The 24133-nt window shown below is 44.8% G+C and carries 27 protein-coding genes; 15 read left to right on the top strand and 12 right to left on the bottom strand.

What is annotated here, in order from left to right:
• Positions 1–183: 183 nt before the first annotated feature.
• The 4 genes from hemB to ACFSRY_RS04570 all read right to left on the bottom strand — a co-directional run bounded on the left by hemB (position 184) and on the right by ACFSRY_RS04570 (position 3341).
• Complete coding sequence (gene hemB / locus ACFSRY_RS04585) at positions 184–1155, bottom strand: porphobilinogen synthase (RefSeq protein ID WP_377503587.1); 972 nt, start codon at positions 1153–1155, stop codon at positions 184–186.
• A 117-nt stretch (positions 1156–1272) separates the two neighbouring features.
• Positions 1273–1518, bottom strand: a complete 246-nt coding sequence (locus tag ACFSRY_RS04580; protein WP_377503586.1) for a putative signal transducing protein — start codon at positions 1516–1518, stop codon at positions 1273–1275.
• A gap of 123 nt (positions 1519–1641) precedes the next feature.
• On the bottom strand, positions 1642–2883 hold the full coding sequence (gene rocD / locus ACFSRY_RS04575) for an ornithine--oxo-acid transaminase (RefSeq protein WP_377503585.1): 1242 nt from the start codon (positions 2881–2883) through the stop codon (positions 1642–1644).
• A 143-nt stretch (positions 2884–3026) separates the two neighbouring features.
• Complete coding sequence (locus ACFSRY_RS04570; protein ID WP_377503584.1) at positions 3027–3341, bottom strand: hypothetical protein; 315 nt, start codon at positions 3339–3341, stop codon at positions 3027–3029.
• Between the two features lie 148 nt (positions 3342–3489).
• Here ACFSRY_RS04570 and ACFSRY_RS04565 point away from each other — a divergent pair, with 148 nt between their 5' ends.
• The 9 genes from ACFSRY_RS04565 to rimO all read left to right on the top strand — a co-directional run bounded on the left by ACFSRY_RS04565 (position 3490) and on the right by rimO (position 10024).
• On the top strand, positions 3490–3672 hold the full coding sequence (locus ACFSRY_RS04565; protein WP_377503583.1) for a DUF5522 domain-containing protein: 183 nt from the start codon (positions 3490–3492) through the stop codon (positions 3670–3672).
• Positions 3673–3690: 18 nt separating this feature from the next.
• The gene (locus ACFSRY_RS04560) at positions 3691–4575 is read left to right on the top strand and encodes an arginase family protein (RefSeq protein WP_377503582.1); all 885 of its coding nucleotides are present in this window, start codon (positions 3691–3693) and stop codon (positions 4573–4575) included.
• A 176-nt stretch (positions 4576–4751) separates the two neighbouring features.
• On the top strand, positions 4752–4991 hold the full coding sequence (gene rpmB / locus ACFSRY_RS04555) for a 50S ribosomal protein L28 (RefSeq protein WP_377503581.1): 240 nt from the start codon (positions 4752–4754) through the stop codon (positions 4989–4991).
• On the top strand, positions 4991–6607 hold the full coding sequence (locus tag ACFSRY_RS04550) for an aminopeptidase P family protein (RefSeq protein WP_377503580.1): 1617 nt from the start codon (positions 4991–4993) through the stop codon (positions 6605–6607). The genes rpmB and ACFSRY_RS04550 overlap by 1 nt, the downstream gene beginning before the upstream one ends.
• A 135-nt stretch (positions 6608–6742) precedes the next feature.
• Positions 6743–6931, top strand: a complete 189-nt coding sequence (rpmG, locus tag ACFSRY_RS04545; protein ID WP_377503579.1) for a 50S ribosomal protein L33 — start codon at positions 6743–6745, stop codon at positions 6929–6931.
• 2 nt (positions 6932–6933) lie between these two features.
• Positions 6934–7086: a DUF4295 domain-containing protein gene (locus ACFSRY_RS04540; protein ID WP_377503578.1), complete on the top strand. Its 153-nt coding sequence runs from the start codon at positions 6934–6936 to the stop codon at positions 7084–7086.
• A 113-nt stretch (positions 7087–7199) separates the two neighbouring features.
• A complete protein-coding gene (gene ftsY / locus ACFSRY_RS04535; RefSeq protein ID WP_377503577.1) occupies positions 7200–8159 on the top strand; it encodes a signal recognition particle-docking protein FtsY in 960 nt (319 codons plus the stop codon).
• Positions 8160–8170: 11 nt separating this feature from the next.
• Entirely contained in the window at positions 8171–8704 is a 534-nt protein-coding gene (locus tag ACFSRY_RS04530; protein WP_377503576.1) for a carboxypeptidase-like regulatory domain-containing protein, read from the top strand.
• A 6-nt stretch (positions 8705–8710) separates the two neighbouring features.
• Positions 8711–10024 carry a 30S ribosomal protein S12 methylthiotransferase RimO gene (gene rimO, locus ACFSRY_RS04525; protein ID WP_377503575.1) on the top strand — a complete coding sequence of 438 codons (1314 nt, stop codon included), beginning with the start codon at positions 8711–8713 and terminating at the stop codon, positions 10022–10024.
• 88 nt (positions 10025–10112) lie between these two features.
• Here the strand turns inward: rimO and ACFSRY_RS04520 are convergent, their stop codons facing one another.
• On the bottom strand, positions 10113–10493 hold the full coding sequence (locus tag ACFSRY_RS04520; RefSeq protein WP_377503574.1) for a PH domain-containing protein: 381 nt from the start codon (positions 10491–10493) through the stop codon (positions 10113–10115).
• Positions 10494–10752: 259 nt separating this feature from the next.
• On the opposite strand from ACFSRY_RS04520, the gene bshC reads away from it, so the two are divergent.
• Both bshC and ACFSRY_RS04510 read left to right on the top strand, forming a co-directional pair.
• The gene (gene bshC / locus ACFSRY_RS04515; protein ID WP_377503573.1) at positions 10753–12315 is read left to right on the top strand and encodes a bacillithiol biosynthesis cysteine-adding enzyme BshC; all 1563 of its coding nucleotides are present in this window, start codon (positions 10753–10755) and stop codon (positions 12313–12315) included.
• Positions 12315–12893, top strand: coding sequence for a 5-formyltetrahydrofolate cyclo-ligase (locus ACFSRY_RS04510; protein WP_377503572.1), 579 nt, complete (start codon positions 12315–12317; stop codon positions 12891–12893). The genes bshC and ACFSRY_RS04510 overlap by 1 nt, the downstream gene beginning before the upstream one ends.
• 4 nt (positions 12894–12897) lie before the next feature.
• Here the strand turns inward: ACFSRY_RS04510 and ACFSRY_RS04505 are convergent, their stop codons facing one another.
• The 3 genes from ACFSRY_RS04505 to mnmD all read right to left on the bottom strand — a co-directional run bounded on the left by ACFSRY_RS04505 (position 12898) and on the right by mnmD (position 15378).
• Positions 12898–13992 carry an endonuclease/exonuclease/phosphatase family protein gene (locus ACFSRY_RS04505; protein ID WP_377503571.1) on the bottom strand — a complete coding sequence of 365 codons (1095 nt, stop codon included), beginning with the start codon at positions 13990–13992 and terminating at the stop codon, positions 12898–12900.
• A 216-nt stretch (positions 13993–14208) separates the two neighbouring features.
• A complete protein-coding gene (locus tag ACFSRY_RS04500) occupies positions 14209–14541 on the bottom strand; it encodes a hypothetical protein (protein WP_377503570.1) in 333 nt (110 codons plus the stop codon).
• A 159-nt stretch (positions 14542–14700) separates the two neighbouring features.
• Complete coding sequence (mnmD, locus tag ACFSRY_RS04495; protein ID WP_377503569.1) at positions 14701–15378, bottom strand: tRNA (5-methylaminomethyl-2-thiouridine)(34)-methyltransferase MnmD; 678 nt, start codon at positions 15376–15378, stop codon at positions 14701–14703.
• 129 nt (positions 15379–15507) lie between these two features.
• On the opposite strand from mnmD, the gene ACFSRY_RS04490 reads away from it, so the two are divergent.
• Together ACFSRY_RS04490 and rlmN are read left to right on the top strand one after the other, a co-directional pair.
• On the top strand, positions 15508–15936 hold the full coding sequence (locus tag ACFSRY_RS04490; protein ID WP_377503568.1) for a thioesterase family protein: 429 nt from the start codon (positions 15508–15510) through the stop codon (positions 15934–15936).
• A 21-nt stretch (positions 15937–15957) separates the two neighbouring features.
• Complete coding sequence (gene rlmN, locus ACFSRY_RS04485) at positions 15958–17031, top strand: 23S rRNA (adenine(2503)-C(2))-methyltransferase RlmN (RefSeq protein WP_377503567.1); 1074 nt, start codon at positions 15958–15960, stop codon at positions 17029–17031.
• Between the two features lie 73 nt (positions 17032–17104).
• Here rlmN and ACFSRY_RS04480 read toward each other — a convergent pair whose 3' ends face one another.
• Positions 17105–18067, bottom strand: a complete 963-nt coding sequence (locus ACFSRY_RS04480; RefSeq protein ID WP_377503566.1) for a YihY/virulence factor BrkB family protein — start codon at positions 18065–18067, stop codon at positions 17105–17107.
• Between the two features lie 157 nt (positions 18068–18224).
• On the opposite strand from ACFSRY_RS04480, the gene ACFSRY_RS04475 reads away from it, so the two are divergent.
• Positions 18225–18986, top strand: a complete 762-nt coding sequence (locus ACFSRY_RS04475; protein ID WP_377503565.1) for a hypothetical protein — start codon at positions 18225–18227, stop codon at positions 18984–18986.
• A 72-nt stretch (positions 18987–19058) separates the two neighbouring features.
• Here ACFSRY_RS04475 and ACFSRY_RS04470 read toward each other — a convergent pair whose 3' ends face one another.
• From ACFSRY_RS04470 to ACFSRY_RS04460, 3 genes are all read right to left on the bottom strand, one after another.
• A complete protein-coding gene (locus tag ACFSRY_RS04470; protein WP_377503564.1) occupies positions 19059–20513 on the bottom strand; it encodes a DUF4403 family protein in 1455 nt (484 codons plus the stop codon).
• Between the two features lie 312 nt (positions 20514–20825).
• Positions 20826–21464, bottom strand: a complete 639-nt coding sequence (locus ACFSRY_RS04465; protein WP_377503563.1) for a hypothetical protein — start codon at positions 21462–21464, stop codon at positions 20826–20828.
• Between the two features lie 218 nt (positions 21465–21682).
• Positions 21683–22666, bottom strand: coding sequence for an NAD-dependent epimerase/dehydratase family protein (locus tag ACFSRY_RS04460; protein ID WP_377503562.1), 984 nt, complete (start codon positions 22664–22666; stop codon positions 21683–21685).
• A gap of 390 nt (positions 22667–23056) precedes the next feature.
• Between ACFSRY_RS04460 and ACFSRY_RS04455 the strand changes: the two genes are divergently transcribed.
• Positions 23057–24130 (top strand): hypothetical protein, encoded by a 1074-nt coding sequence (locus ACFSRY_RS04455; protein WP_377503561.1) that lies wholly within the window; start codon positions 23057–23059, stop codon positions 24128–24130.
• Positions 24131–24133: the final 3 nt, after the last annotated feature.

The following is a 24133-nucleotide window of genomic DNA, read 5'->3' as shown; positions in this document are numbered from 1 at the left end:
TGTTACAGTCTCTCAATTTAGAACAAAATGATGATAAAGACAAAGCAGTTCAAATTTTCACCTTCTATTTTTCAGTTTCATTGGCTCTTTATGAATTGCAGCAGGCACACAGCAAAGTGCAAAAATCAAAAAGGTGCACCAGAAATAACTGGTGCACCTTTTTGATTTGATGATTAGTAGAAATTATTTTTTTAGCGATTGCGCATATTCTTTAGCAAAATAAGACAGAATAACGTCGGCACCTGCCCGCTTTATGCTCAGTAAGCTTTCCAGCATTGCCTTCTCACCATCAAGCCATCCTTTTTCAGCGGCTGCTTTCACCATAGCATATTCTCCGCTTACATTATAAGCCGCAATAGGCAGGTGAGAGCTTTCATGCAAGGCTTTGATGATGTCCAGGTACGCGAGTGCCGGCTTTACCATCAGGAAGTCTGCACCCTCTGCCGTGTCTAGTTCCGCCTCTACCAGTGCCTCCCGGCTGTTGGCCGGGTTCATCTGGTACGTCTTTTTATCTCCTTTTTTAGGGGCAGAGTCAAGGGCGTCACGGAAAGGGCCGTAAAATGCGCTTGCATACTTGGCAGTATAACTCATGATCCCCACTTTATGATAGCCATTGCCATCAAGCACTTTACGAATGTGTGCCACACGACCATCCATCATATCCGAAGGGCCAACAATATCTGCGCCGGCCTGTGCCTGTATTAAAGCCATTTTGCCCAATACCTCCAGGGTCTCATCGTTCAGGATTTCCCCATTCTCCACTATGCCATCGTGGCCATCAGAACTATAAGGATCCATCGCCACATCTGTCATCAATACTACTTCCGGGAAGTTCTTCTTTACCTCACGTATTGCCCTGGCATATAGTCCGTCAGGGTTATGACTTTCAGAAGCATACTTATCTTTTAACTGGTCAGGTATGCTGGCAAAGGGAGCAAAAGCTTTTACCCCTAGATTTACGCAGGAGTCAATTTCTTCTAAAAGCGTATCTATAGAAAAACGGTTTATACCTGGCATAGAGGCTACCTCTACACGTTTGTTCTGTCCTTCTATAATAAAGAGAGGGAAAATAAAGTCGTTCAGTGTCAGGCTTGTTTCCTGCACCATATTTCGAATCACCTCGTTCTGGCGGTTACGTCTTGGTCTTCTGATCATAATGAAAATATTTTTCAGAAATAGTTTGGTTCAAGTGTTGCAAAGGTACGGTGAAAGCGGGGGAATTAGAAGGTTGGGGGGCTTTAATTGCAATTAGCTGAACGGTTAGGGCAGTAGCTATTCCTGGGCATTGTTAAATTTTTCCAGTAGCCTTAGCGCCTGATCATGGTCTTGTTCAGATATAATCAACCTAACAGGGCTGATGCCACCAGAAGATACCTGCCAGGGAGCAATGCTTCCCATGAGCTGATTTTCTACGAAAACGGGTATGCCATCATTCTCCAGCATGTTCTTTATAACCGCGGCACGGTGAAATTCTCCTGCAAATATAACTACTGGTTTAGATGCTTCCTGATGTGGCATGGTCGTATTCTTTGAGTTTTCAAGTAAGGTGTCACAGTCAGGCTAAAACTTGCCTGTATTGCTTAAGAAAAAATGAGGGGGTGAAGCTTAGCCTCACCCCCTCATCGAATTGTTCTTTATAAATTAGAAGTTCATAATTACCTCTTCTATGATATCGCAGCACTCATGGAGTTGCTCTTCTGTCATCACCAGCGGCGGCGCGAAGCGGATAATGTCGCCGTGTGTTGGCTTGGCCAGTAAACCTTTATTTTTAAGTTCCACGCATACATCCCAGGCTGTCTGGCCTTTTTTGTTTGGGTTAACTATAATAGCGTTTAACAGTCCTCTTCCACGTACCAGTGTTACGGTCTCCGGACGCTTCTCCATCAGGCGGTGCATACGATCCCGGAATATTTCACCCAGGGCATGAGCGTTTTCCGTTAAATTTTCTTCTTTAATAACTTCCAAAGCGGCTATGGCTACTACAGCAGCCAGAGGATTACCTCCAAATGTAGACCCGTGCTCCCCTGGTTGAATGCACAGCATTATATCATCGTTTGCAAGTACACAAGAAACAGGAAGTACACCACCAGAAAGAGCTTTGCCAAGTATAAGAATATCAGCACGAACATCGTCATAGTAGCTGGCAAGCAGTTTTCCAGTACGGCCAATGCCAGTCTGGATTTCATCAGCCATCAGCAACACGTCATACTCTTTACAAAGGGCATGCGCTTTAGCAAGGTAACCCTCATCTGGAACCACTACGCCTGCCTCGCCCTGAATTGGCTCTACCAGGAATCCGCAAACATTCGGGTTCTCTTTCAAAGCTTTCTCCAGTGCATCTATATCATTGTAAGGAATGACTTTGTAACCCGGCATGTAGGGGCCAAAGCCCTTGGTAGAATCCGGGTCAGTGGAGAATGAAATGATGCCGGTTGTGCGGCCGTGAAAGTTATGTTCCACCACAATAATCTCAGCGTTATGCGGAGCAATGCCTTTTTTCATGTAGCCCCACTTACGCACCAGTTTTATGGCTGTCTCCACTGCCTCGGCACCAGAGTTCATATAAAGGGCTTTGTCGTAGTTGAAGTACTCGCAGATATATTTCTCAGCTATACCTAACTTATCATTATAAAAAGCGCGTGAAGTAAGCGTCAGTTGCTTTGCCTGTTCCGTTAGCGCATTTATGATTTTAGGATGGCAATGACCCTGGTTAACGGCGCTGTAGGCCGATAAGAAGTCGTAGTATTGCTTGCCCTCTACATCCCATAGGTAAACACCTTCGCCACGGTTTAGCACCACAGGTAGCGGGTGATAATTATGAGCACCGAATTCGTGCTCTGTGTTCATAGCCTGCTGGCTCGATGTAATTGTCTGTGTACTCATAGTTTTCTTTAACAAGTTCTTCTGAATAATTCTGCCTTATCCTGCACTCTCAAAGCGGGGCTATATTATTACAGATTCAGTAGTATATAGTTGTAAATTTAATGAAATAGGCGCTACTTAAAAAACCGTATGGTTAATACAGGCTAACTGTGCGGGCTGTTTGACCGCCTGCAACGGTTAAAGACGGCCTGAAATCCTTCCGGGTCATAAGCTGCGTAGGTGCTTGTCATAAGGCCCAATGCATTGTCGTCGGTGCGGAATCCGTAGATCTCACACTTCTCCGGTGAGGTGCCAGATGATGCTACCTGGTGCTGCTCTACAAGTGTCAGTTGTTCAGGAGGAATGGCTTTGTCTAGTTCAGAGCAGAACAACTCATTATGCTGAATGCTGAATGTATTTATGAAGCCACGGTCGCGCATAGCGCTGATGGCTTCGCTGAAAGTTTGGTAGCGAGGCATAGGCATAAAGGAATTAATGAAAGACATTTAAGCACCACAGTTGGCGTAGCTATACAGCTTTGTACGATATTAGGTCGCGTATTGGCTACAGGAGTTTTGGCGGATGCTGGGTAAATGCCGTAATTTGTAATAAACCAACTACTACAGCGTGAGCCAGAAACTAACAGAGGGGGAGGATTTTTATTTCAACGAGCATGGCTTGATGGTGCTGACGGCTAAATACCTGCTGAAGCGTGGGTACTGCTGCAAGAATGCTTGTAAAAATTGCCCTTATGGCTTTAATGAAAAGCGGGAGTCAAATCAAAAGGAAGTCCCAAAGAAAATCTTGTAGACTATAAAGCACAATAGTATGATTCAACTTGTCGGCGTTCCTTCTTTTGCTGGTGCGCTATATCCCGGAACAGACGAAACTCCGGGCGTCTTGCGTAAATATGGAATAAAGGAAGCGCTGGAGCAGGTGGATTTGCAAGTTTCTGATTGGGGAGACATCGCTATGCCTTCTTGCCTGCCCCGCCATGATGTGCCTCCGGTTCGTAACTGGCCCGCACCCCGTATGGTGTGGGAGGCCATTACAGATCAAGCCAAAGAGTGGTTTGCACCAAATAAGTTTAATCTGCTGCTTGGTGGTGACTGCAGTATGATAGCCGGTGTTGCAGATTACTTGGGAAGGGTGTACGGGGATAAGCTTTTTATCCTGGTAGTAGATGCACATGTGGACGTTATTAAGCCGGACCCCAACAAGTGTGTAGGCGCAGCAGGTATGGGATTGTGGTTTTTAAGTTGTGAGAACAGCTTTTGGAATAAACCTGCATCGTTAATCCCGGAGCAAATAACTGTGTTAGCCTGCCAGGAGCCTCCTGCTGAAACTTATGGGATCACTTGTGTTAAGCTTGATCAGTTACAAGACAAAGTTGATCAAACCATGAAGGCAGTACTTGCACAAATCCCTGGTGATGCTAAGATACTTGTTCATTTTGATGTTGACAGCGTTGGTAGGTTAGAGATGCCGGCTGCTTATGCGCCTAGTGAGAGAGGTTTGTCGATGGTTGAATGCTGCGAGTTGCTAACAGGTTTTGTGTCAGACCCTCGTTGTATAGGAATGGAGATTACAGAGTTCTCTGCCCTAAAGGATATTGATGGGGAAAACACACGCAGCCTGATTAGCTTGCTTGCAAAAGTATTAGGTGCCGGACTGACTAGTCAGGCTCGATTGGCTGGAGCAGTAAGCGCCTAGGTGCAGGTGAAATGCGCTACAGCAGAGAATAAAAAAGTATAAAATATGTGTTAAAAATGCGCCTCCTTGAGACATAATACACATTTAGAGGAAAAATATTTTCTATGCTTTTGAATTTCTGTATCTTTTTGTAGATATTTGCACCCCTATTGAAATAATTTAGAAGAAAATACAAGATGGCACGAGTTTGCGATTTAACAGGTAAAAGACCACGCGTAGGTAACAACGTATCTCACGCTAACAATAAGACTAAGCGTAAGTTTTACCCTAACCTTCAGAAGAAGCGTTTTTACATCCCGGAAGAAGATGCTTGGGTAACGCTAAAAGTTTCTACTTCTGCACTTAGAACTATCAACAAGAATGGTATTTCTTCCGTGTTGAAGAAAGCAGTAGAGCAAGGCTATATCATGTACTAATGGCAGCCTTCCGGCTGTGCTTACTACTGGTTTGGGCAACTGTTGCAGCTGCCACGGCTCAGGTACGCACTAAGCCGGATAAGCCATCTGATACTTTAGATAAAACATTTCACCAGCAACGGAGAGAGCAACTGCGCAAGCAGCTTCCGCCTCGCTCCGTTGCTGTTTTTTTTGCCTCGCCCGTTCGCAACCGGGCCAACGATGTAGACTACTATTACCATCCCGATCCTGATTTTTATTACCTGACAGGGTACAAGGAGCCAAACTCGGTACTGGTGCTTTTTTCAGAGCCGCAAAATATAGGTGGTAAACAGGCTTACGAAGTTTTATTTGTGCAGCCCCGCGACCCGCAGGAGGAACTCTGGAACGGCGAACGCCTTGGGGTAGAGGGCGCAGCCACAGCTACAGGCATTGCTACGCAGCCCAACACAGCCTTTGCCGCTCTTAAACTCGATACTGCCGCTCTTCAGCACATATTATTTAAGGAACTGCCCAGCGATGTGCGCGATAATGCCAACGACGAGGCTGACCTGTACAGTCTAATAGAGCAGTTTAAGCAAAAGGCTAAAGTGCCGGCAGATTTTAATGCCGAGCGTAATATGCTGTATAGTGCAGTGCGAGAGCAGGGGGCGGCACAGCCAGAGGCGGTAAAAAGATACCTAAGGCAATTGATGCAGTCTAACTCCTCGCTGCGCCAGGATAACTACCTGAACAACTACCTTAAAGCCAACGATGCCTCTAGCCAGGCGAAAGCGTTAGCTGCCTTTCCAAAAGGTAAGTTTGATCCTTATTCCTTAAAGCGTGCCATGGAAGACCTGCGTGAGGTGAAAACAGAGGAGGAGTTACAGCTGTTACGTAAAGCCATTGCTATTTCTGCCATGGGGCAGATAGAGGTGATGAAAGCCATGCACCCAAAGATGTCGGAGATGGAACTGCAGGGTATACACGAATTTGTGCATAAAAAGTATGGAGCGCAGCATGTAGGATATCCTTCTATAGTTGGGGCTGGGAAAAATGCCTGTGTATTGCACTACATAGACAGCAAGAAACCTACTGTAGGCGACGACCTGGTGCTGATGGACGTAGGAGCAGAGTTTAAAGGCTATACTGCGGATGTTACCCGTACCATGCCAGCCAACGGTAAGTTTACCAAAGAACAGAAAGAAATTTATGAGCTGGTTTACAAGGCACAGGAGGCAGCCTTCGCCGCCTGTAAAGTAGGTAATGACTTCATGGCACCCCATCAAGCAGCTGAAGAAGTAATTGCCAACGGCCTGCTAAAGCTCGGTATAATAAAAGACAAGTCTGAAGTGCAGCGTTACTTCCCACATGGTACTTCGCACTACCTGGGCCTGGACGTTCACGATCCAGGTTCTTACGGTGCTTTTAAGCACAATACAGTAATTACGGTAGAACCCGGAATTTACATTCCTGAAGGCAGCCCCTGCGATAAAAAGTGGTGGAACATTGGCGTTAGGATTGAAGATGATATCCTGATAACAGACAAAGGCTGGGAGAACCTTTCAAAAATGGCTCCGCGCACCGTTGCAGACATCGAGAAGACAATGGCGCAGCCAAGTGCACTGGACAGTTTTGTTCTCCCGAAACTGGACTAGTTGCCTGTTGGTTACGCTTCTGTGTAAATGTTGAGAAGCCAACTGCAAGAGTTTTACAAGAAAGTTTTTACTTTGTTTGTAATTAGAGATTTAAGCTTTTATATTTGCAGTCCTAAATAAAAATTTACTGTTGAGATGGCTAAAAAAGCAAAAGGTAATAGAATCCAGGTAATCATGGAATGCACAGAGCACAAAGCGACTGGCGCACCTGGAACTTCAAGGTACATCACTACCAAAAACAGAAAAAATACTCCTGAGCGTCTTGAGCTTAAGAAGTATAATCCAGTGTTGAAAAAAGTAACTGTACATAAAGAAATTAAATAACCATGGCTAAGAAGGTAGTTGCAACCCTAAAAACCGCCACAGGTAAAGACTGGGCAAAAGTGATTAAAGCTGTTAGATCACCAAAGACTGGTGCTTATAGCTTTAAAGAAGAGATGGTACCTGTTGACAAAGTGCAGGAGTACCTTAAAAAGTAATAAGCCTACTCTACTTATACATAGATAGATAACATGAAGAAGTCCCAATTTTGGGACTTTTTTAGTATATTACCGTATCACCGGAAGTCTACATCCTTACAAAATAAATCGGTATGGGCATTTTTGACTTTTTCAGTAAAGAGAAGAAAAAAGAGTCACTCGACAAAGGACTGGAAAAAACCAAGCAGAGCTTCTTTGGACAGCTAAGCAAAGCCGTTGTTGGTAAATCCACGGTTGATGTGGATGTGCTTGATGAGCTGGAAGAAATCTTGGTACATGCCGATGTTGGAGTGGGTACAACGGTAAAGATTATCGATCGCATTGAAAAGCGCGTAGCCCGCGACAAGTATGTGAGTACCGATGAACTGGATCGGATCCTCCGTGAGGAGATTGCCGCTCTGCTGGAAGAGAACCGTGCCGGCGACGGAGCAAACTTTGAGCTGCCGGAAGGTATAAAGCCTTATGTGATCATGGTAGTAGGTGTAAATGGTGTGGGTAAAACAACTACTATTGGTAAGTTGGCTGCACAATTCCATAAAGCAGGTAAGAAGGTAGTGCTTGGCGCTGCCGACACATTCCGTGCCGCTGCCGTAGATCAGTTGATCATCTGGGGGGAGCGCGTAGGAGTGCCTGTTGTTTCGCACGGCATGAACACCGATCCGGCCTCTGTGGCTTATGATGCGGTGAAGAAAGGCGTGGAAATGAATGCTGATGTGGTTATTATTGACACTGCCGGACGTCTTCACAACAAAGTCGGCCTGATGAACGAACTTTCAAAGATCAAGCGTGTGATGCAGAAGGTAACGGAGGACACGCCGCACGAGGTGCTGTTGGTGCTGGATGGAAGTACAGGACAAAATGCCCTTATACAGGCTCGTGAATTCACCAAAGCTACAGATGTTACCGCTATGGCAATCACAAAGCTGGATGGTACAGCCAAGGGTGGTGTGGTGATCGGAATATCAGATGAATTCAAAATCCCGGTAAAATACATTGGAGTTGGCGAGAAAATTGAAGACTTACAGTTATTCGACAAAAACGAATTCGTAGAGTCTTTCTTTTCACGTAAATAAAACATAAAGCTATGGGCAAGTTCCTGCTTCTGCCAATGGCCTTGCTGCTTTCTTTTTGCAACGGCTCAAAATCTGCTCAAAAGTCAGATCCTCAAAACAATATGGAACAGGCAAATGCACAGCAGCAGAAAATAACAGGTACTGCCGGGAAGCAGGACCAGGCTCCAATTGAGCAAGGAATCAAAGGTCAGGTTTTGTGGCAGGCAGGAAACCAAATGCCTTCTCCTGATGCTCCGCCAAGCAAAGGCAGAGGCGTGCAGCGCACGTTGTACATCTATGAGCTTACCAACAGCAATCAGACAAAAACCACAGACGGTGTTTTTCACACCAACATTCAAACTAATTTAGTTACTCAAGTTGTTACAGATGCTAACGGCAACTTTGCAGTTAGCCTGAAGCCCGGCAAGTACAGTCTGTTTTCGAAAGAAGAGAAGGGACTTTTTGCAAACCTCCTAGACGGTGAAATGAATATCTATCCGGTTGAGGTAAAGAAGGGGCAGGTAACAAACGTTGAGTTTCTGATCAATTATCAAGCAAGTTATTAATACTACGTGAAAGTAAGATCGCTAAAGAAGGATAAGGTAAACGTAATCACCTTGGGTTGTTCTAAAAACCTGGTGGATTCGGAAGTACTGATGGGGCAGCTGCGTGCTAATGAAATTGACGTGGCACACGAGTCTGACAAAGATGATTCCAACATAATCGTTGTAAATACCTGCGGCTTTATTGATAACGCCAAGCAGGAGTCTATCGATACCATTCTGCGCTATGCGGATGCAAAAGAAGCAGGGCAGATAGATAAGCTGTATGTGACAGGTTGCCTTTCACAGCGCTACAAGGATTCTCTGGAGGCAGAGATTCCACAGGTAGATGCTTACTTCGGTACATTGGAGCTGCCACAACTGCTTAAGAAATTAGAAGCTGATTATAAGCACGAGCTGATCGGGGAGCGTTTAATTACGACTCCGTCACATTACGCATACTTTAAAATTGCCGAAGGTTGCAACCGTCCCTGCTCGTTCTGCGCCATTCCGCTGATGCGCGGCAAGCACGTTGATCGTCCGATCGAAGACCTGGTAAAGGAGGCTAAGCGATTGGCGGGTATGGGTACAAAGGAGCTGGTGTTGATAGCTCAGGATTTGACCTACTATGGACTGCAGCACTACGGTGAGCGCAAGCTGGCTGACCTGCTTCGTAATCTATCTGATGTAAACGGTATAGAGTGGATCAGAATGCAGTACGCTTATCCGTCGCAGTTTCCGATGGATGTATTTGATGTGATGAACGAGCGTGAGAATATCTGTAAGTATATGGATATGCCGCTGCAGCACATCTCAGATAACATGCTGAAAACGATGCGTCGTGGTATCAGCAAGCGCCGCACGATTGAATTAGTGGATTCCATACGCCAGCGTGTGCCGGACATAGCTTTAAGAACAACTTTGATAGCAGGTCATCCGGGTGAAACAGATCAGGACTTCCAGGAGCTGTATGACTGGGTAGAAGAGACGAGGTTTGACCGTTTAGGTATCTTTACTTACTCACACGAAGAGAACACTCACTCCCATACATTAGAGGATAATGTGCCGGAAGAAGTGAAGCAGGAGCGTGCCGATGCCATTATGGAGCTACAGCAGGGAATTTCTGTGGAGCTGAACGAAGAGAAAGTAGGTAAGACCTACAAAGTCCTTTTTGACCGCAAAGAGAGCGGCTATTTCGTTGGCCGTACACAATATGACTCTCCGGAAGTAGATAACGAAGTACTTGTTCCTGCAGATAACAATTATGTGCGCCTGGGCGACTTCGCTAACGTGAAAATTACTGACTCCTCTGATTTTGACCTGTATGGCGAGGTGGTAAGCTAAATCACTAATAACATATAAATACAGGAAGGCCCAACGATTATAAGTTGGGCCTTCCTGTTTTAGCAGAAGTGGAAAATTTATTAAAGACTTACTTCAACACATACTTGCTCAGCACCCGATACGCTTCATTTATGTTGTCCCCTTTCCTGAAATCCTGTTTAATAGTCGGCTCCAACTCTCCCGTTAACCAGATTTTTAGTTCCGCATCCAGGTCGGCAATGCCTGCGCTTTCTTTCGAGAACATTTTAATGCTGCCATAGGGGATGCTTTGATAATCAGCTTTCGAACCTGTAAGGCCCTGTTTATTTACCAGTATAAGACGCTTGTTGGTAAATACCAGCATGTCCCGGATCAGCTTATAGGCACGTTCGATACGTTCGTCATCAACTAAAACAGGCTGAAATTCCTTAGTTATCTTTTCAATTGACACCTCAGATGCGTGCCCCATCATACCGCTTAAAAATCCCATATTTTTTTGGCTTGATTAAGTTTAAAGGTGTTTACGGCTGACCAAAGATTAGTTTACAGTGCCAAAAGAATACAGCGATTCTTATAAACCTATTCGGGCACTTTATCCTCCTCAGCCTGCTTTCTGTCGTATCATCTGCATAACAAAAAATAAAACCTTTACTTTGTGGCAAAGCGGCTTTCGCTGCAACACAATTCAGGCAAAACTGTTTAAAGGGCTATATCCAAAGCCCGACATGCTGATGGAAGTATCAACAACTATGAAAATCACGAAGATAGGTTACGCTGCTACAGGTGCGTTTTCTCAAACTGTAACCGATTACCTCTGTTGTAACGAAAAGCTGCAACCATTTTATAATCACTTTCCAAGTCCGGAAGCTTTCGGAGCCCAGCTGAAAGAAAAAGATTTTAGTGAAGAACAACGGCATACTTTGTTTGCTGCATTACAGCAGCAGTACAAATCTGTTTCAGAAGTTCATCCTGCAGTGCAGCAGAATCTTGACCTGTTAAAGGAGCCTACTACCTACACCGTCACTACAGGGCATCAGCTCAATATCTTTACAGGACCTTTATATTTTATATATAAGATCATCACGGCTATTAATACTTGCCAGCAGCTGAAAGAGAAATATCCTGGTTATAACTTTATTCCGGTCTACTGGATGGCTACCGAAGACCATGATTTTGCCGAGATAAATTACTTCAATCTGTTTGGCAAAAGGTATGCATGGGAAACGGAACAAGCTGGAGCAGTTGGAAGATTCTCAATAGAAGGTCTGGAAGAGGTGCTGGAGCAACTGCCAGAAAAGTATCCGATCTTTGAAGATGCCTATCGCAACAATAAAAACTTAGCTGATGCTACCCGTGCCATTACACATGCCCTTTTCGGTGAGTATGGGTTAGTGAGTGTGGACGGGGATGATAAGGTGCTGAAACAGGAATTTATACCTGTAGTTAAAAAGGAACTGACAGACCAGGTATCAAATAAACTTGTCGAAAAAGCCAGCGCCGAGTTGGAGCAGGAGGGATACAAGTCACAGGTCTATTCCAGAGAGATAAATCTTTTTTACCTGAAGGACAACCTGCGTGAACGAATTGTGATTGAAGATGACAGGTATAAGATACTGAACACAGACATCAGCTTCAGCAAAGAGGAGATACTGAAGGAAGTGGAGGAACACCCGGAGCGTTTCAGTCCGAACGTGATCTTGCGCCCACTGTACGAAGAGATCATCCTTCCGAACCTGGCCTATATCGGCGGAGGGGCAGAGGTGGCTTATTGGTTCCAGCTGAAACAGTTGTTTGAAGCTTTCAAAGTAGCATTCCCGGTGCTGATGTTGCGTAACTCTGCGTTGTATATTAACAAAGGGAATGCAAACCGAATGCATAAGTTGGGAGTACAGCCAGAGGAGCTGTTTCAGGATTACCAGGATCTGAAAAAGCAACTGTCCAGCCAGATACACGAAGAGGAAATTAACCTGGAGGTACAACGAAAGAAAGTAGCTGCCGCTTTTGCCGAGGTAGAGGAAATGGCTAAGGAGATTGATCCAACGCTGGTAAAAGCGGTGGGAGCCGAAGAACAAAAGGCGCACAACGCACTGCAAATGCTGGAAAAGAAGCTATCTAAGGCGCGTGATAACAAGCACGAGCAGACGTTCAAGCAACTGGAAAACCTAAAAGACAAGCTATTCCCGAACGGAAGCCTTCAGGAACGTCAGGATAACCTGCTAACATATAAAACTAACAATCCTGACTTTATACCTGCTTTGATCGAGGCGTTTGACCCCTTCGATCTGAAATTTACCATACTTGAGGAAGAATAATGCTGAAAGCGGAGCTACGCAAAAAGATGCTGCAGCAAAGGAGAGCCTTATCTGCCGAGGAAGTTCAGTTGCGTAGCAACCAGATCGCAGAGCTTTTTTTCAGGTACTTTCCGCTGGAGGGAGGGCAGACAGTGCATGTATTTCTGCCTATTACGAGGAACAACGAGGTGGATACCTGGCCTATCATCGAACGACTGCGCCGGGAACACCCGAAGGTACAAGTAGCTGTACCGGTAACAGATGTAGAGCAGAACGTGCTTACGCATCATCATCTAACAGATGAAGCTGTGCTGATAGAGAACGAATGGGGTATTCCGGAGCCCCAGGAGGCTCATATTATACATGCAGAAGATGTAGACGTGGTTTTGATCCCCTTACTGGCCTTTGATAAAGTCGGGCACCGTGTTGGCTACGGCAAAGGTTTCTATGACCGCTTCCTGGCAGACTGCCGACCAGATGTGCTAAAGATTGGTTTGTCACTAGAGCCTCCCGTAGAGCTCATTGCTGATAGCAATCCTTATGATATACCAATGAATTATGCGATAACACCAGAAGGACTGTGGCCTGAAAAGAAGTGACAGCTTAGTTTTCTTCTTTCACCTCCCTGGCTTCTTCCATACCTTCTGCTATTGTTTCTATCGCATCTTCATCCGTGTCCTCGTCAGGCTCTGGCTCCTCCTGCTCATATTTATTTTCCGGAGCAAAACTTAGCTTGATGTAGATCGGGAAATGATCAGAGTCTATGTCTGGCAACCGCTCTATTTGAACAAGCTTAAAATGGTCGGAGTGAAAGATATGGTCGAGGGGCCAGCGCAGGAGAGGGTAGTTTGCATTAAAAGTACTGAATAGCCCTCGGCCGATCCTAGGGTCCATAAGACTGCTCACTTCCTGAAAGAGAGCCGTAGTTCTGGACCAGGCAACATCATTAAAGTCACCGGCCACTACAACCGGATATCTTGAATTAGAAATGTCCCTGGCTATCATTACAATCTCAGCATCTCGTTTTTTGGAATTAGGATCTTCGGTAGGAACCGGAGGCTTAGGGTGCACCGCATGTAATTCTACCCAGGTGCCATTGCGGAGCTTTACAAAAGTTTTAATGGAAGGTATTTCCTCGTCGAGTAGGTAACTTATCCTTTTCTGGCGCAGGGGCAACTGACTGTAGAGGTGCATGCCATACGTGTTATTCAATGGTATTTCTACCCGATACTTATACTTGCTAGTAACAGACTTTACTGCCCGCTGCCACACAGAGTCAGATTCCAGTAGTATCAGGATGTCAGGGTTCTTATCTTCAGTGAGTGCAATAAGTTTGCCGTGCTCAGTGTTGGTCATGAGCACGTTTGAAACCATTATGCTTAATTCAGCTTCCTGTGTTCCATCCTTCTCTGCCTGTTGTACCTGCACAGGCGATAGGATTGTGTAAGAGTAGATTTGTATAGCCTGATAGACAACAGTAACTACAAGGCCAGCAATCAATAGTTTATCCCGCTTCCGGTTCCTGCTTCCCAGCCACAGGAATAGAACCAGACAGAACAATGCAAGGAAAAAGAGCTGCACCCGCGGGAAATCAAACACCCGTACATACCATTCCTCAAGGGTTAGCAACGGTAAAGCAGTGGCAAGTATTGAGAAGGAGCCTAATGCCTGAATTACAACAATCGCTGCTTTTTTCATTTAAGAGTATAAGTAGGTAGTGAAGCAGCCATTTGAAATGGGTGAAGATTCTTAATTGTATGGTTAACGTACGGAATTTTGGAGGGGAGGTTGAAAGTCAGAAAATAGAAGAATACGATTATAAGGGGGCCATGCTTCTTACCTTTCACCAAACAAGAAGCCCTTCCTGTTTGAGATGGGAAGGGCTTCCTGTGTTAAACCAAAGTTGAAGGTGGCTTACTTCTTTTTCTTACCTGAGCCCATAGTTCTCAGTTGCTGCACCGGCCCAAATTCTGCCTGTTCAACTGTGGTGCCTTTCAGGTAGATTTTACGTAGCTGCACCTCTACAGGGGCCATTGTTTTAGTCATGTCAGAAGATACTACTTTTGTGTAGAATTCTTTAGCTTCAAGAGCTGCCCCACGTTCAAAAGTATGTTTCTGTTCGTTTTTGCTAACCGGCAAACCGGGGATTACCTGGTATGTCGTACAAACTACTTCATACTTTGATTGAAAGGGTTTGGCAATGCCTCTTCCAACTGCCTTTAGTGCTTTGTTAAGTTGTGTCTTCATCAGGAATAAAAATGTAAAGGATTTCTCATGCACATGCAAAATAACATATTGTAGAGAAAGTTAAAGTGCAATGGCCAAATAAGTTTTTAAATGAAACCCAATGCAGGTATAATTATACTTTGTTATGTAGCTGCTTTAAGATGGCTATGTAGTACAGGTTTAGACGACAGGCTTGATGCCTCTTGTCATTTCACGCTTTCCCGGAGGACCTGGTAACGCTTCAACCTCAAAACCTGCAGCCTTCAGGCTACGCTTAAACGAGCCTTTGGCGCAGTACGTTACTAGCACACCACCTGGTCTTGTAGCTTTATAAAGCTTTGCAAACATTTCATCAGACCACAGTTCTGGTTGCTTTTCAGGGGCAAAAGCATCGAAATAAACAATGTCATAGTAAGCGTCTGGCGGACAAAACTCCTCCAGTGTTTCATGAATCTTCTGGAGGGTGAAGTATGGAATAATATCAACAGGCTCATTCCAGGGAGCAGAATGCATCTGCTGAAACACCTCAAAGAGTTCAGGATTTAGAATTGCGTTTTCAAAATGCAACTGGTTTACCACTTCTTCCTCTAGCGGAAACTTCTCGAGTGTGTCGTATTGTATAAATGCTTTCTTAGCTAATGCAAAAGGATAGGTAAGTATGGCATTAAGTCCGGTGCCAAAACCTACTTCCAAAATTTTAATGTCTTTTTTCGACTGGAGCACATCCTCCAGCCCGTGTTTTATAAAAACATGCAGCGACTCCTGCAACGCCCCATGCACTGAGTGATAGTGTTCATTCAGCTCCGGTACATAAAGGGTGTTTGATCCGTCTTTGGTCTGTCGTATTTCGAGGTGCATCTTTTTTATGTTACTTTACAAAAGTAAGCAAAGCAAAGAACAGGCTGCAACAATTAATGATTAATTAGTAACGATTAATGACAAAAAATGTGTTGCAACATATAAAATCCTGCAGTTATAAATAAAGTTATGGCAAGAGTAAAAGTTGATATACCTGAACATGTTCATTTTGAAGCCACAGTACCCGTGCGCGTAACGGACCTGAATTACGGAAATCATCTGGGCAATGATGCTCTGCTTTCCATCATGCACGAGGCACGTATGCAGTTGTTGGGGCACTTTGGCTGGAGCGAGCTTAGTTTAGCCGGAGCAAGTATGATTATGGCTGATGTAGCTATAGAGTACAAAGGAGAGGGTTTCTATGGCGATGAACTAACTATAAAGCTGGCTTTCAATGACCTGAACAAGTATGGCTTTGACATCACCTACTTTATCCTGAACCAAAATGGTAAGGAAATAGCACGCGCTAAAACGGGCATGTTGTGTTTTAATTACCAGGAGCGTAAGCTTATGAGCTTACCGGCAGAAGTAAAGGCAAAGATTGAAACTAATGCCTAAGTATTTTTGTAATTTTGCAGTATGAGTTTGATTGCAGATATAAATATTATTGATAAAAAAGACATTCGTAAGCTGACGCTGGATGATCTGAAGGCATGGCTGGTAGAGCAGGGGGAGAAGCCTTTCCGTGCAAAGCAGGTATACGAGTGGCTATGGAAGCACTCTGCCCGGTCGTTTGCTGAAATGAATAATGTTAGCCTGGCTCTTCGTGAGAAGCTGGAGCAGCATTTTGCTATTAACTCTGTGCAGGTGGCTACCGAGCAGATAAGCAACGATGGTACTATCAAATCTGCGTTTAAACTGTTCGACAGTAATGTTGTAGAAGGAGTGCTTATTCCGCATAATGAGCGGAAGACAGCCTGTGTTTCTAGCCAGGTAGGTTGCTCCTTAACATGTAAGTTCTGCGCTACAGGCTACATGGACCGTGTTCGTAATCTGGATGCTGCTGAAATCTATGATCAGGTGGTGCGTATTAACGAACAGAGCCTCCGGCAGTATGGTGAAGGCTTAACTAATATCGTATACATGGGTATGGGTGAGCCGTTGCTGAACTATGCTAACGTAATGAAAAGCATTGAGCGTATTACGGCACACGATGGTTTAGGTATGGCTGCCCGCCGGATAACAGTAAGTACGGCAGGTATAGCAAAGCTGATCAAGAAAATGGCTGATGACGGGGTAAAGGCTAACCTGGCACTCTCGCTTCATGCTGCCAACGATGAGAAGCGTAACCAGATCATGCCGATCAATGAAACAAATTCACTGGAAGCCCTGACAGATGCGCTAAAGCACTATCATGAAGTTACCGGGCGTATGGTAACGTACGAGTACATTGTGTTTGAGAACTTCAATGATAGCTTACAGGATGCAGAGGAGCTTTTACGTTTCTCCAGAATCATTCCTTGCAAGATCAACCTGATTGAATACAACCCGATTGAGAACGCTAACTTTCAGAACACAGATGAAGATCGTTTCCAGGACTTTATCTACTACCTGGCAGACCGAGGTTTACAGGTAAATGTGCGTCGCAGCCGTGGTAAAGACATTGATGCCGCTTGTGGACAGTTGGCGGTGAAAGAGAAGAAGACGGCGTAAGCTACGCCTAATTTCATAAAACAAGAATCCCCTGCTGTTTTAAGCTCAGCAGGGGATTCTTGTTTAAAATCTTTTAGTCCTTGTCAAATCTTCCTTCTGAAGGAGGTCTTCCGCTTTTCTTATCATACGGATCTTCATGCACTTCCCGCTCTTCCACAAAGGTTGCATGTGGTTTTGGGTGAATGCGTTGCCCAAACTTTCTCGCAAACTCCTGGGTAAACTCTGCCCCATAGAAAACGATAAGTGAAGAGTAGTAGATCCAGACAAGTATAATGATGATAGAACCTGCCGCACCGTAAGCGGACCCCGGATCGCTGGTGCCGATATACCAACTTATCAGAAACTTACCAATAGTAAAGAGCAGGGCGGTAACAAAAGCCCCTACCAAAGTATCTTTCCACCTTATGGTGGCGTCTGGCAGGTACTTGAAAATAAGCGTAAACAAGAGGGTGATAATGCCTACAGATAGGATAAAATCTATTAGCTTGATAACCCAGATTCCGACTCCAGGCAAAAGCTGCGATATATAGTCACTCATAAAAGAGACAGCAGCACTCACCACAAAGGATAGCAGCATCAACAGTGCAATGCTAAGGATTATGCCAAAAGAGAATAAACGCTCCTTGACCATGCGTAAAAATCCATTAGAGGGCTTTACCTTAAGGTTCCAGATAGTGTTCAGTGACTGTTGCAGGGTTACAAAGAAAGTTGTTGCAGCGAATATTAATGTGCCGATACCAATCCATAGAGCAATACCGCCAGATTCGCTCATCTGGGCGTTTTGAATAATTGTCTCTACTTCTTTTGCAGCACTTGGCCCGATGGCGCTAGAGATCTGCTGCGAGAGCTGCCCTGAAACTGCCTTATCTCCAAACACTGCTCCGGCAATACGAATGATTATGATCAGTAGCGGAGGAATGGAAAAAATAGCATTAAATGCTAGTGCAGCAGCTAAACGCAAGGAGTTGTTCTCCATGAACTCACTTGCCGAGTTCTTGAATAATGGGAAGGTCTCTTTTATTGTAAAATCAGCCATAGGCGCGGTTTCTAGTTATGATGCTTTTGATACGTCGACTACTTCTTAAAGTTAAAATTTATGCCATGAGGCTCTTGTAATAGTCCTTTTTGCAGTACTTTTATTCTGCTGTTGAACCAAATTGCGTACAAGTAGTTTTACCAGAAAAATTATCAAAATGTACTATTCTAAAAATAACCTGTTTTGCCTGCTATTGTGGCTGCTACTGTTCCCTTTGGCTCCTGCCTTTAGTCAGGGTAATGCCTCAGCCAGCAGCACTGACAAAAGAGCGAATGATATAGCCCGAAAGGTGATGAAGAACATGGGAGGCGAAAAGGCATGGAACGATACCCGTTACCTCGCCTGGACATTCAACAACCAATACCAGGTTTGGGATAAACATCATAATCGCTTCAGGTGGGAAAAAGACAGTCTAGTCGCAGTTTTAGACACACAAACCAAAGATGGTAAAGTATATGTGGCCGGAAAAGAAGTAGAGGACAAAGCCGAGAAACAAAAGTTGCTGGAGCGTGCCTATGCTTTATGGATTAACAACTCTTATTGGCTGGTAATGCCCTTCAAACTTCAGGACCCTGGGGTGAGCCTGAAGTATATGGGCGAGGAAAAGACTATGGATGGAGCTAAAGCGGATGTACTGGAGATGACATTTGAAAATGTAGGGCTTACACCGCAGAATAAGTATAAATTATGGGTAGACAAAGACAAAGGTTTAATTACACAATGGGCCTTTTTTAGAAATTACAATGATGCGGAACCAGCCTTTACCCGCCGCTGGAGCGATTACCAAAGCTACGCAGGCATTAAGTTAGCCAGCAACCGCAGTAATCCTCAAAGCGACTTTGAGCTTACGGATATAGCAGTACCAAACGCTGTTCCGGATGCAGTGTTCTATAGCCCAACGCCAATCCCTAAATTATAGAGTAAAAAAGAAGCGGCTGCCTTGAACTGGCAGCCGCTTCTTTTTACTCTTACTCTATTAGAATAACTATTCTTACAGCTTATCTATTGTTGCCGTTAAATAACCTTTGGCGTTAACTACCGCTTTAATTCCTTCCGGTGTTAAATATATGTTGTCAGGCGTGATGTCTTTGATGCTTCCGCGCAATAAAACGGAGTTGTGGACACGGCCCTGTTTATCTAAAGTAGACTGTAGCATCTTACGGGCATTATCAAGTTCGCCTTTTACAGGAATGCTTACCTGCTGCTGAATCATATCTTTAAACTTATTCTTAGCCAGCCAACTGGCAGTGCTTAAGAGCTTGTCTTTTGTGTCAAGGTCATAGTCTATATCCCGAACTTTAATGGAATGTGAGGCCGCATCATAATAAGGAGTACCCCGAAGGTATACTTTGCCCACAATCTTCTTTGTAAACAAGCCTGCTTTTGTTTTACCGTTTACGTCCAGCATCAACACTAACTGCTCTCCTCCCGGAGTTATAGTAGCATCGTTCACAGTAATCTGACTTTTCCCATCGTCAAACTTATACGTCTGATTTGCAATCTGCTCCTGAATCATTTTGCTGGCATGCTCATAAGGTATGTTGGCTGTCATGCCTATCTGAATATCATCTGAAAGGCGGCTGTCAACGATAAGTTTAGGCAGGTTTTTATTAATCTGCACCAGTGGCTTACCATTGGTTGTAACAGTAATGAAGGAAGTTATACCTAATCGTGTACTTAAAACTCCGTTTTTTGCCTGTAAAGGAGCTATGCGTACTTCTTTAGGAACAACTGTTAACCAGGCATTCATCGCGTCGTCGAGTTTTACAGGCTCCTGCACTAGCTGCCAGGCATCAGCTACATACTTCTTCATGTCCAGGTGATTTTGGAGTTCTTTATCCAGCTGCTTAGAAAGGGTAGACATCTGGTTGCGCAAAGCAGGCTCAACAAAGCGGGCAAGACCTATTTTCAAAGGGCCAAGTTCAATCACAGGTTTCGTGTTACCCCATTCAAAGTCACCGCTGGTGATGGTGTTTATGCGATAGTCTTCTGTTAAACCAATCCGGCTTTCGGTCTTGATGATCATATCAAAAGTAGTGTCCTCTGTCTTGTCGATAGTGGGGCAGAGCTTGCAAGGGTCCCATTTCCACCGGCCTTTGGCATAAATGCGCAACGGAACATTAAAGTATATCTTATCCTTTTCGGCACGAATATCCATTCTGCCGTTTTTGGATACAGTTACAGCTACGTTATCATCATCCAGGTTAGTGTCTTTGTACAATACTCCGGCAACTTCCTTGTTCAGCTTATCTTCCATGGCTGCAATAGAGATGGAGACAGGTACTGTAATAGATGAAAGCTGTGGCTTATACATAGGAGTGCCTGTAGCGGTAGCAGCAGGCGCTGCAGTGGCTAATTTATCAGTACTGGAGCAGGCTTGAATAGTAAAGCCGCTAACCACTATAAATAACAGGAAAGCAATAAGTTGTAGAGGTGATTTCTTCACGTTGTTTGCTGATTTTATAAAAGCGGCGCAAGTTAAACACCTTTTTTCATTTCAGCTATAACAAGCAAGAGCTGTGCCGTAAAAAATTGTAAATGAGTTGCTTTAGCTTTAGTAACATGCCTTTTATTCCTTCTTCAGAAGCTACGATGCCACAGTCTAGAAGAGTGCCGTTCCGGTAAATGTTACGTGATATAAGACCTCACTTAGGTGTTTGCTACACCTAAGTGAGGAGGCTTTAGACTGATTGGTTAAAATAAAGGCCGGGTAGTATTGATACCAGCCGGCCTTTTCTTGATGCAAAACTTTACAGATTTAGAACACAAACCCAACCCGCAATCCTCCGGTTGTAAAGCTGTTAAAATTGATGCTATGGTACCCCTCAATAGTTTGATTATTTCTAAAGTCACTTCTATAATTAACTTCTACTTCTCCATTCTTAAAGTAACTCAAGCCAAGGCCTGCTTCAAATCCTATGTAAAAGTTTTTTACAACATATAGATCAACACCAGCAAGACCATTTAGCCCAATCGAAAAATAAGATCTGTCATAGCCATTATCTGAAGCAGCACCTTTTACCTCTACATTGTCACTTTCAAAATGGCTTGTTTTAATAGTAAGAGGAACGCTAAGTCCAAGATAAGGTGAAAGTCTTTTAGTTCCTGAAAAGTGTTTTTCAAAACCAGGAGCAAAGCTTATACCCAAACTGTAACTGCTCGCGTCTTCGGTAGGCTTACTATAGTTGTAGGAGACACTTGTACTGTAGCGAAAAGCAAGTGTTTCCGTTGAGAACTTGCGAAGTTTTAGTTGACCAAAAGTGTTACCGTATAGGTTGAGACCAACTTCCAGAGTTTTGTTACCCGCAACTGGTTTAAACGACTCCTCTGAGTTCTGTGCACTTGCAAATAAAGTTATGCAGCATGCAAAGGCAGTTAAAATAAGCTTGTTTACCATTTTTTATATTTGATAGTTATAGAACTATCAAATATATTAACATATAAAGATATTAAACCCATAAAAGTTAAAAATAAAATGGCAGACTTAGAGCTTCGTTTTTAGGATGTTATCAGGTGGAGATAAGTATATGGTTTAGACACTAGAAAACTGTAAGCACATAAAAACAGAAGAGACTGCCCTTTTTGGACAGTCTCTTCTGTTTTTATGTGCATCTGCTACTGATGAGCCAGTGTCTGCTCATCTTTCATCTTTTTCAGGTTAAGAAGCATATCTTCTGTCATGGCATCTAAGTCAAAAGCAGGCTTCCAGCCCCAGTCCTGCTGTGCGGTGCTGTCGTCAATGCTCTGTGGCCAGGAGTCAGCAATTTGCTGGCGAGAGTCCGGCTTGTACACGATTTCAAAGTCAGGGATGTGCTTACGAATAGAAGCTGTGATCTCTTCCGGAGAGAAGCTCATCGCGCTCAGGTTGTAAGAGTCTCGTACTTTTATCTGCTCAGCCGGAGCATGTACTAAGTCAAGCGTTGCTTTGATAGCATCCGGCATGTACATCATAGGCAGGAATGTGTTTTCGCTCAGGAAGCATTCAAATATCTCCCCCTCTAATGCTTTGTGGTAAATATCGACTGCGTAATCCGTCGTGCCGCCACCAGGCAGCGCCTTGTAACCGATGAGGCCAGGGTAGCGCAGGCTACGTACATCCAACCCATATTTTTCAAAGTAATAGGCACACCAACGCTCACCAGCCTGTTTGCTGATGCCATACACTGTGTTAGGATCCATGATGGTTTGTTGTGGTGTATTCTGGCGAGGGGTGCTTGGACCAAACACAGCAATAGAGCTTGGCCAGTATACACGCTCCACCTTTTGCTCCAGGGCAAGGTCCAGTACATTGAAGAGGCCGTCCATGTTCAGCTTCCAGGCAAACTTCGGGTTCTTTTCGCCAGTGGCAGAAAGTACTGCCGCCAGGTGGTAAATCTGCTTGAACTTGTACTTAGAGGCTAACTCACCCATTGCTTTTACATCCAGTACATCGATTTTCTCGAAAGGACCAGAGTCACGCAGATCAGCCTGCTTTGGTGCCGCAATATCCGCCGCTACTACATTCGCTCCTCCATACATATTACGTAGCTCCAGGGTTAGTTCAGAGCCAAGCTGCCCGCAGGCACCTATCACCAATACAGTGTCAGTTGTGTTTGCCATAGTTAATTGTAATTCTTTGTACAAAGTAACCGAATTCAGTGCAATAGTGAAAATTTAACCTGTAAGAATGAGTGGCACCTGCAAACAAAGTGAGGAGAGATGGTTAAAATGAGAAAAGGCCTGCCGTCTGGCAGACCTTTTCATCAATCTAATCTAACTAACTTAACTATTATTCACTCACCTTGGAACAAAGGTAGGCCTACGTTCTAAGCGCTGAAAGGCCATAGAACAGATTTAACGATAAGATAATGCAGCACTACGCTGCACCTGCATCTGGCAAAGGTTTTTCTTATCTTTGTGTGGCACACAGTTCTGAATCGCGGAATGAAGGACGCAATTAGATCAAAAACATTAAATTGCAGTAAAAGCGACAGGTGAATAAACCAAAATATGACGTACGAAGAGTACCTGGTAAAAAAAAGGATTAATAAGGAAGCCTTTGAGGCAGGTGATCCTGTGCGCTTTGCAGTATGGCGTGACATGTATGCTCAAATGCATCCTAATAGCTTTTTAGTTGCTGTTAAAATGCAGATAAACAATGTGCGCCTACGCTACCACCTGGCAGAAGAAGATGTGCCAAAACCGGAGCCGGCAACTGCTGCACCCCGCCCAGCAGCCAGAAGGGCCGCTGCCCCTCGTCCTGCGTCTGCTGCAACACCTACTGTTCCACAGGAAACACCGGAAGCCGGAGAGAATACTCCAAAGCCAAGGCCAGTAGTAAAACGTCCGGCTGCCATGCAAAAGCCGGCTGTAGCGGAAGGTGCCACGGAAAAACCTGCAGAGGAAGTAAAACCAGCTGCTGCAAAACCACGACCTGTCATTAAACGGCCTGTTATCTCAAAACCTCCTGCAGAAGAGGTAGCAAAAGCATCAGAAGAGGCAGAGAAACCTGCAGAAGAGAATGCAAATCCTGCCAGGCCGCGTCCGGTAATAAAACGCCCGGCAGCACTTCAGAAGCCCGCAGAAGAGCAACAGGAAGCAAAACAAGCATCTGAGGAAGCAGCAGCAAGGCCCGCCCGACCAAGACCAGTGATCAAAAGGCCAGCAGCGCTGCAAAAGACGCAGGAAGCTGAAGAAGCGACTAGTACTGAAGAAGAATCAAAAGCAGAGGCTACTACTTCTGCGGAAAAGCCTGCCACTTCACGCCCAAGGCCGGTGATGAGGCGGCCAACTGCATTGCAGAAACCTATAGAAGAATCTCCAAAGGCTGAGCCTGATGCCGCAGCGGCTCCTGTGCCAGAACAACCAACTGCGCCGGAGGAGAAGCCTAAGCCGCCCAGGCCGAGGCCGATCATAAAAAGACCGACTCCGCCAGCACCCCCGGCAGAGGACGTAAAGCCTGAACAGGAGGCGAACCAGGATGATGCTCCACAAGAGCAGGAACGTTCGAAACCACCACGGCCAAGGCCGATCATACGTCGTCCGCCGCCTAAAGCTGAAGGAGATGAGGGAACATCAGTTTAAATT

The organism is Pontibacter locisalis, from assembly GCF_042684605.1.
In the GTDB taxonomy this organism is placed as follows: Bacteria; Bacteroidota; Bacteroidia; order Cytophagales; family Hymenobacteraceae; genus Pontibacter; species Pontibacter locisalis.
This window is presented reverse-complemented; position numbering and strand designations above follow the sequence as displayed.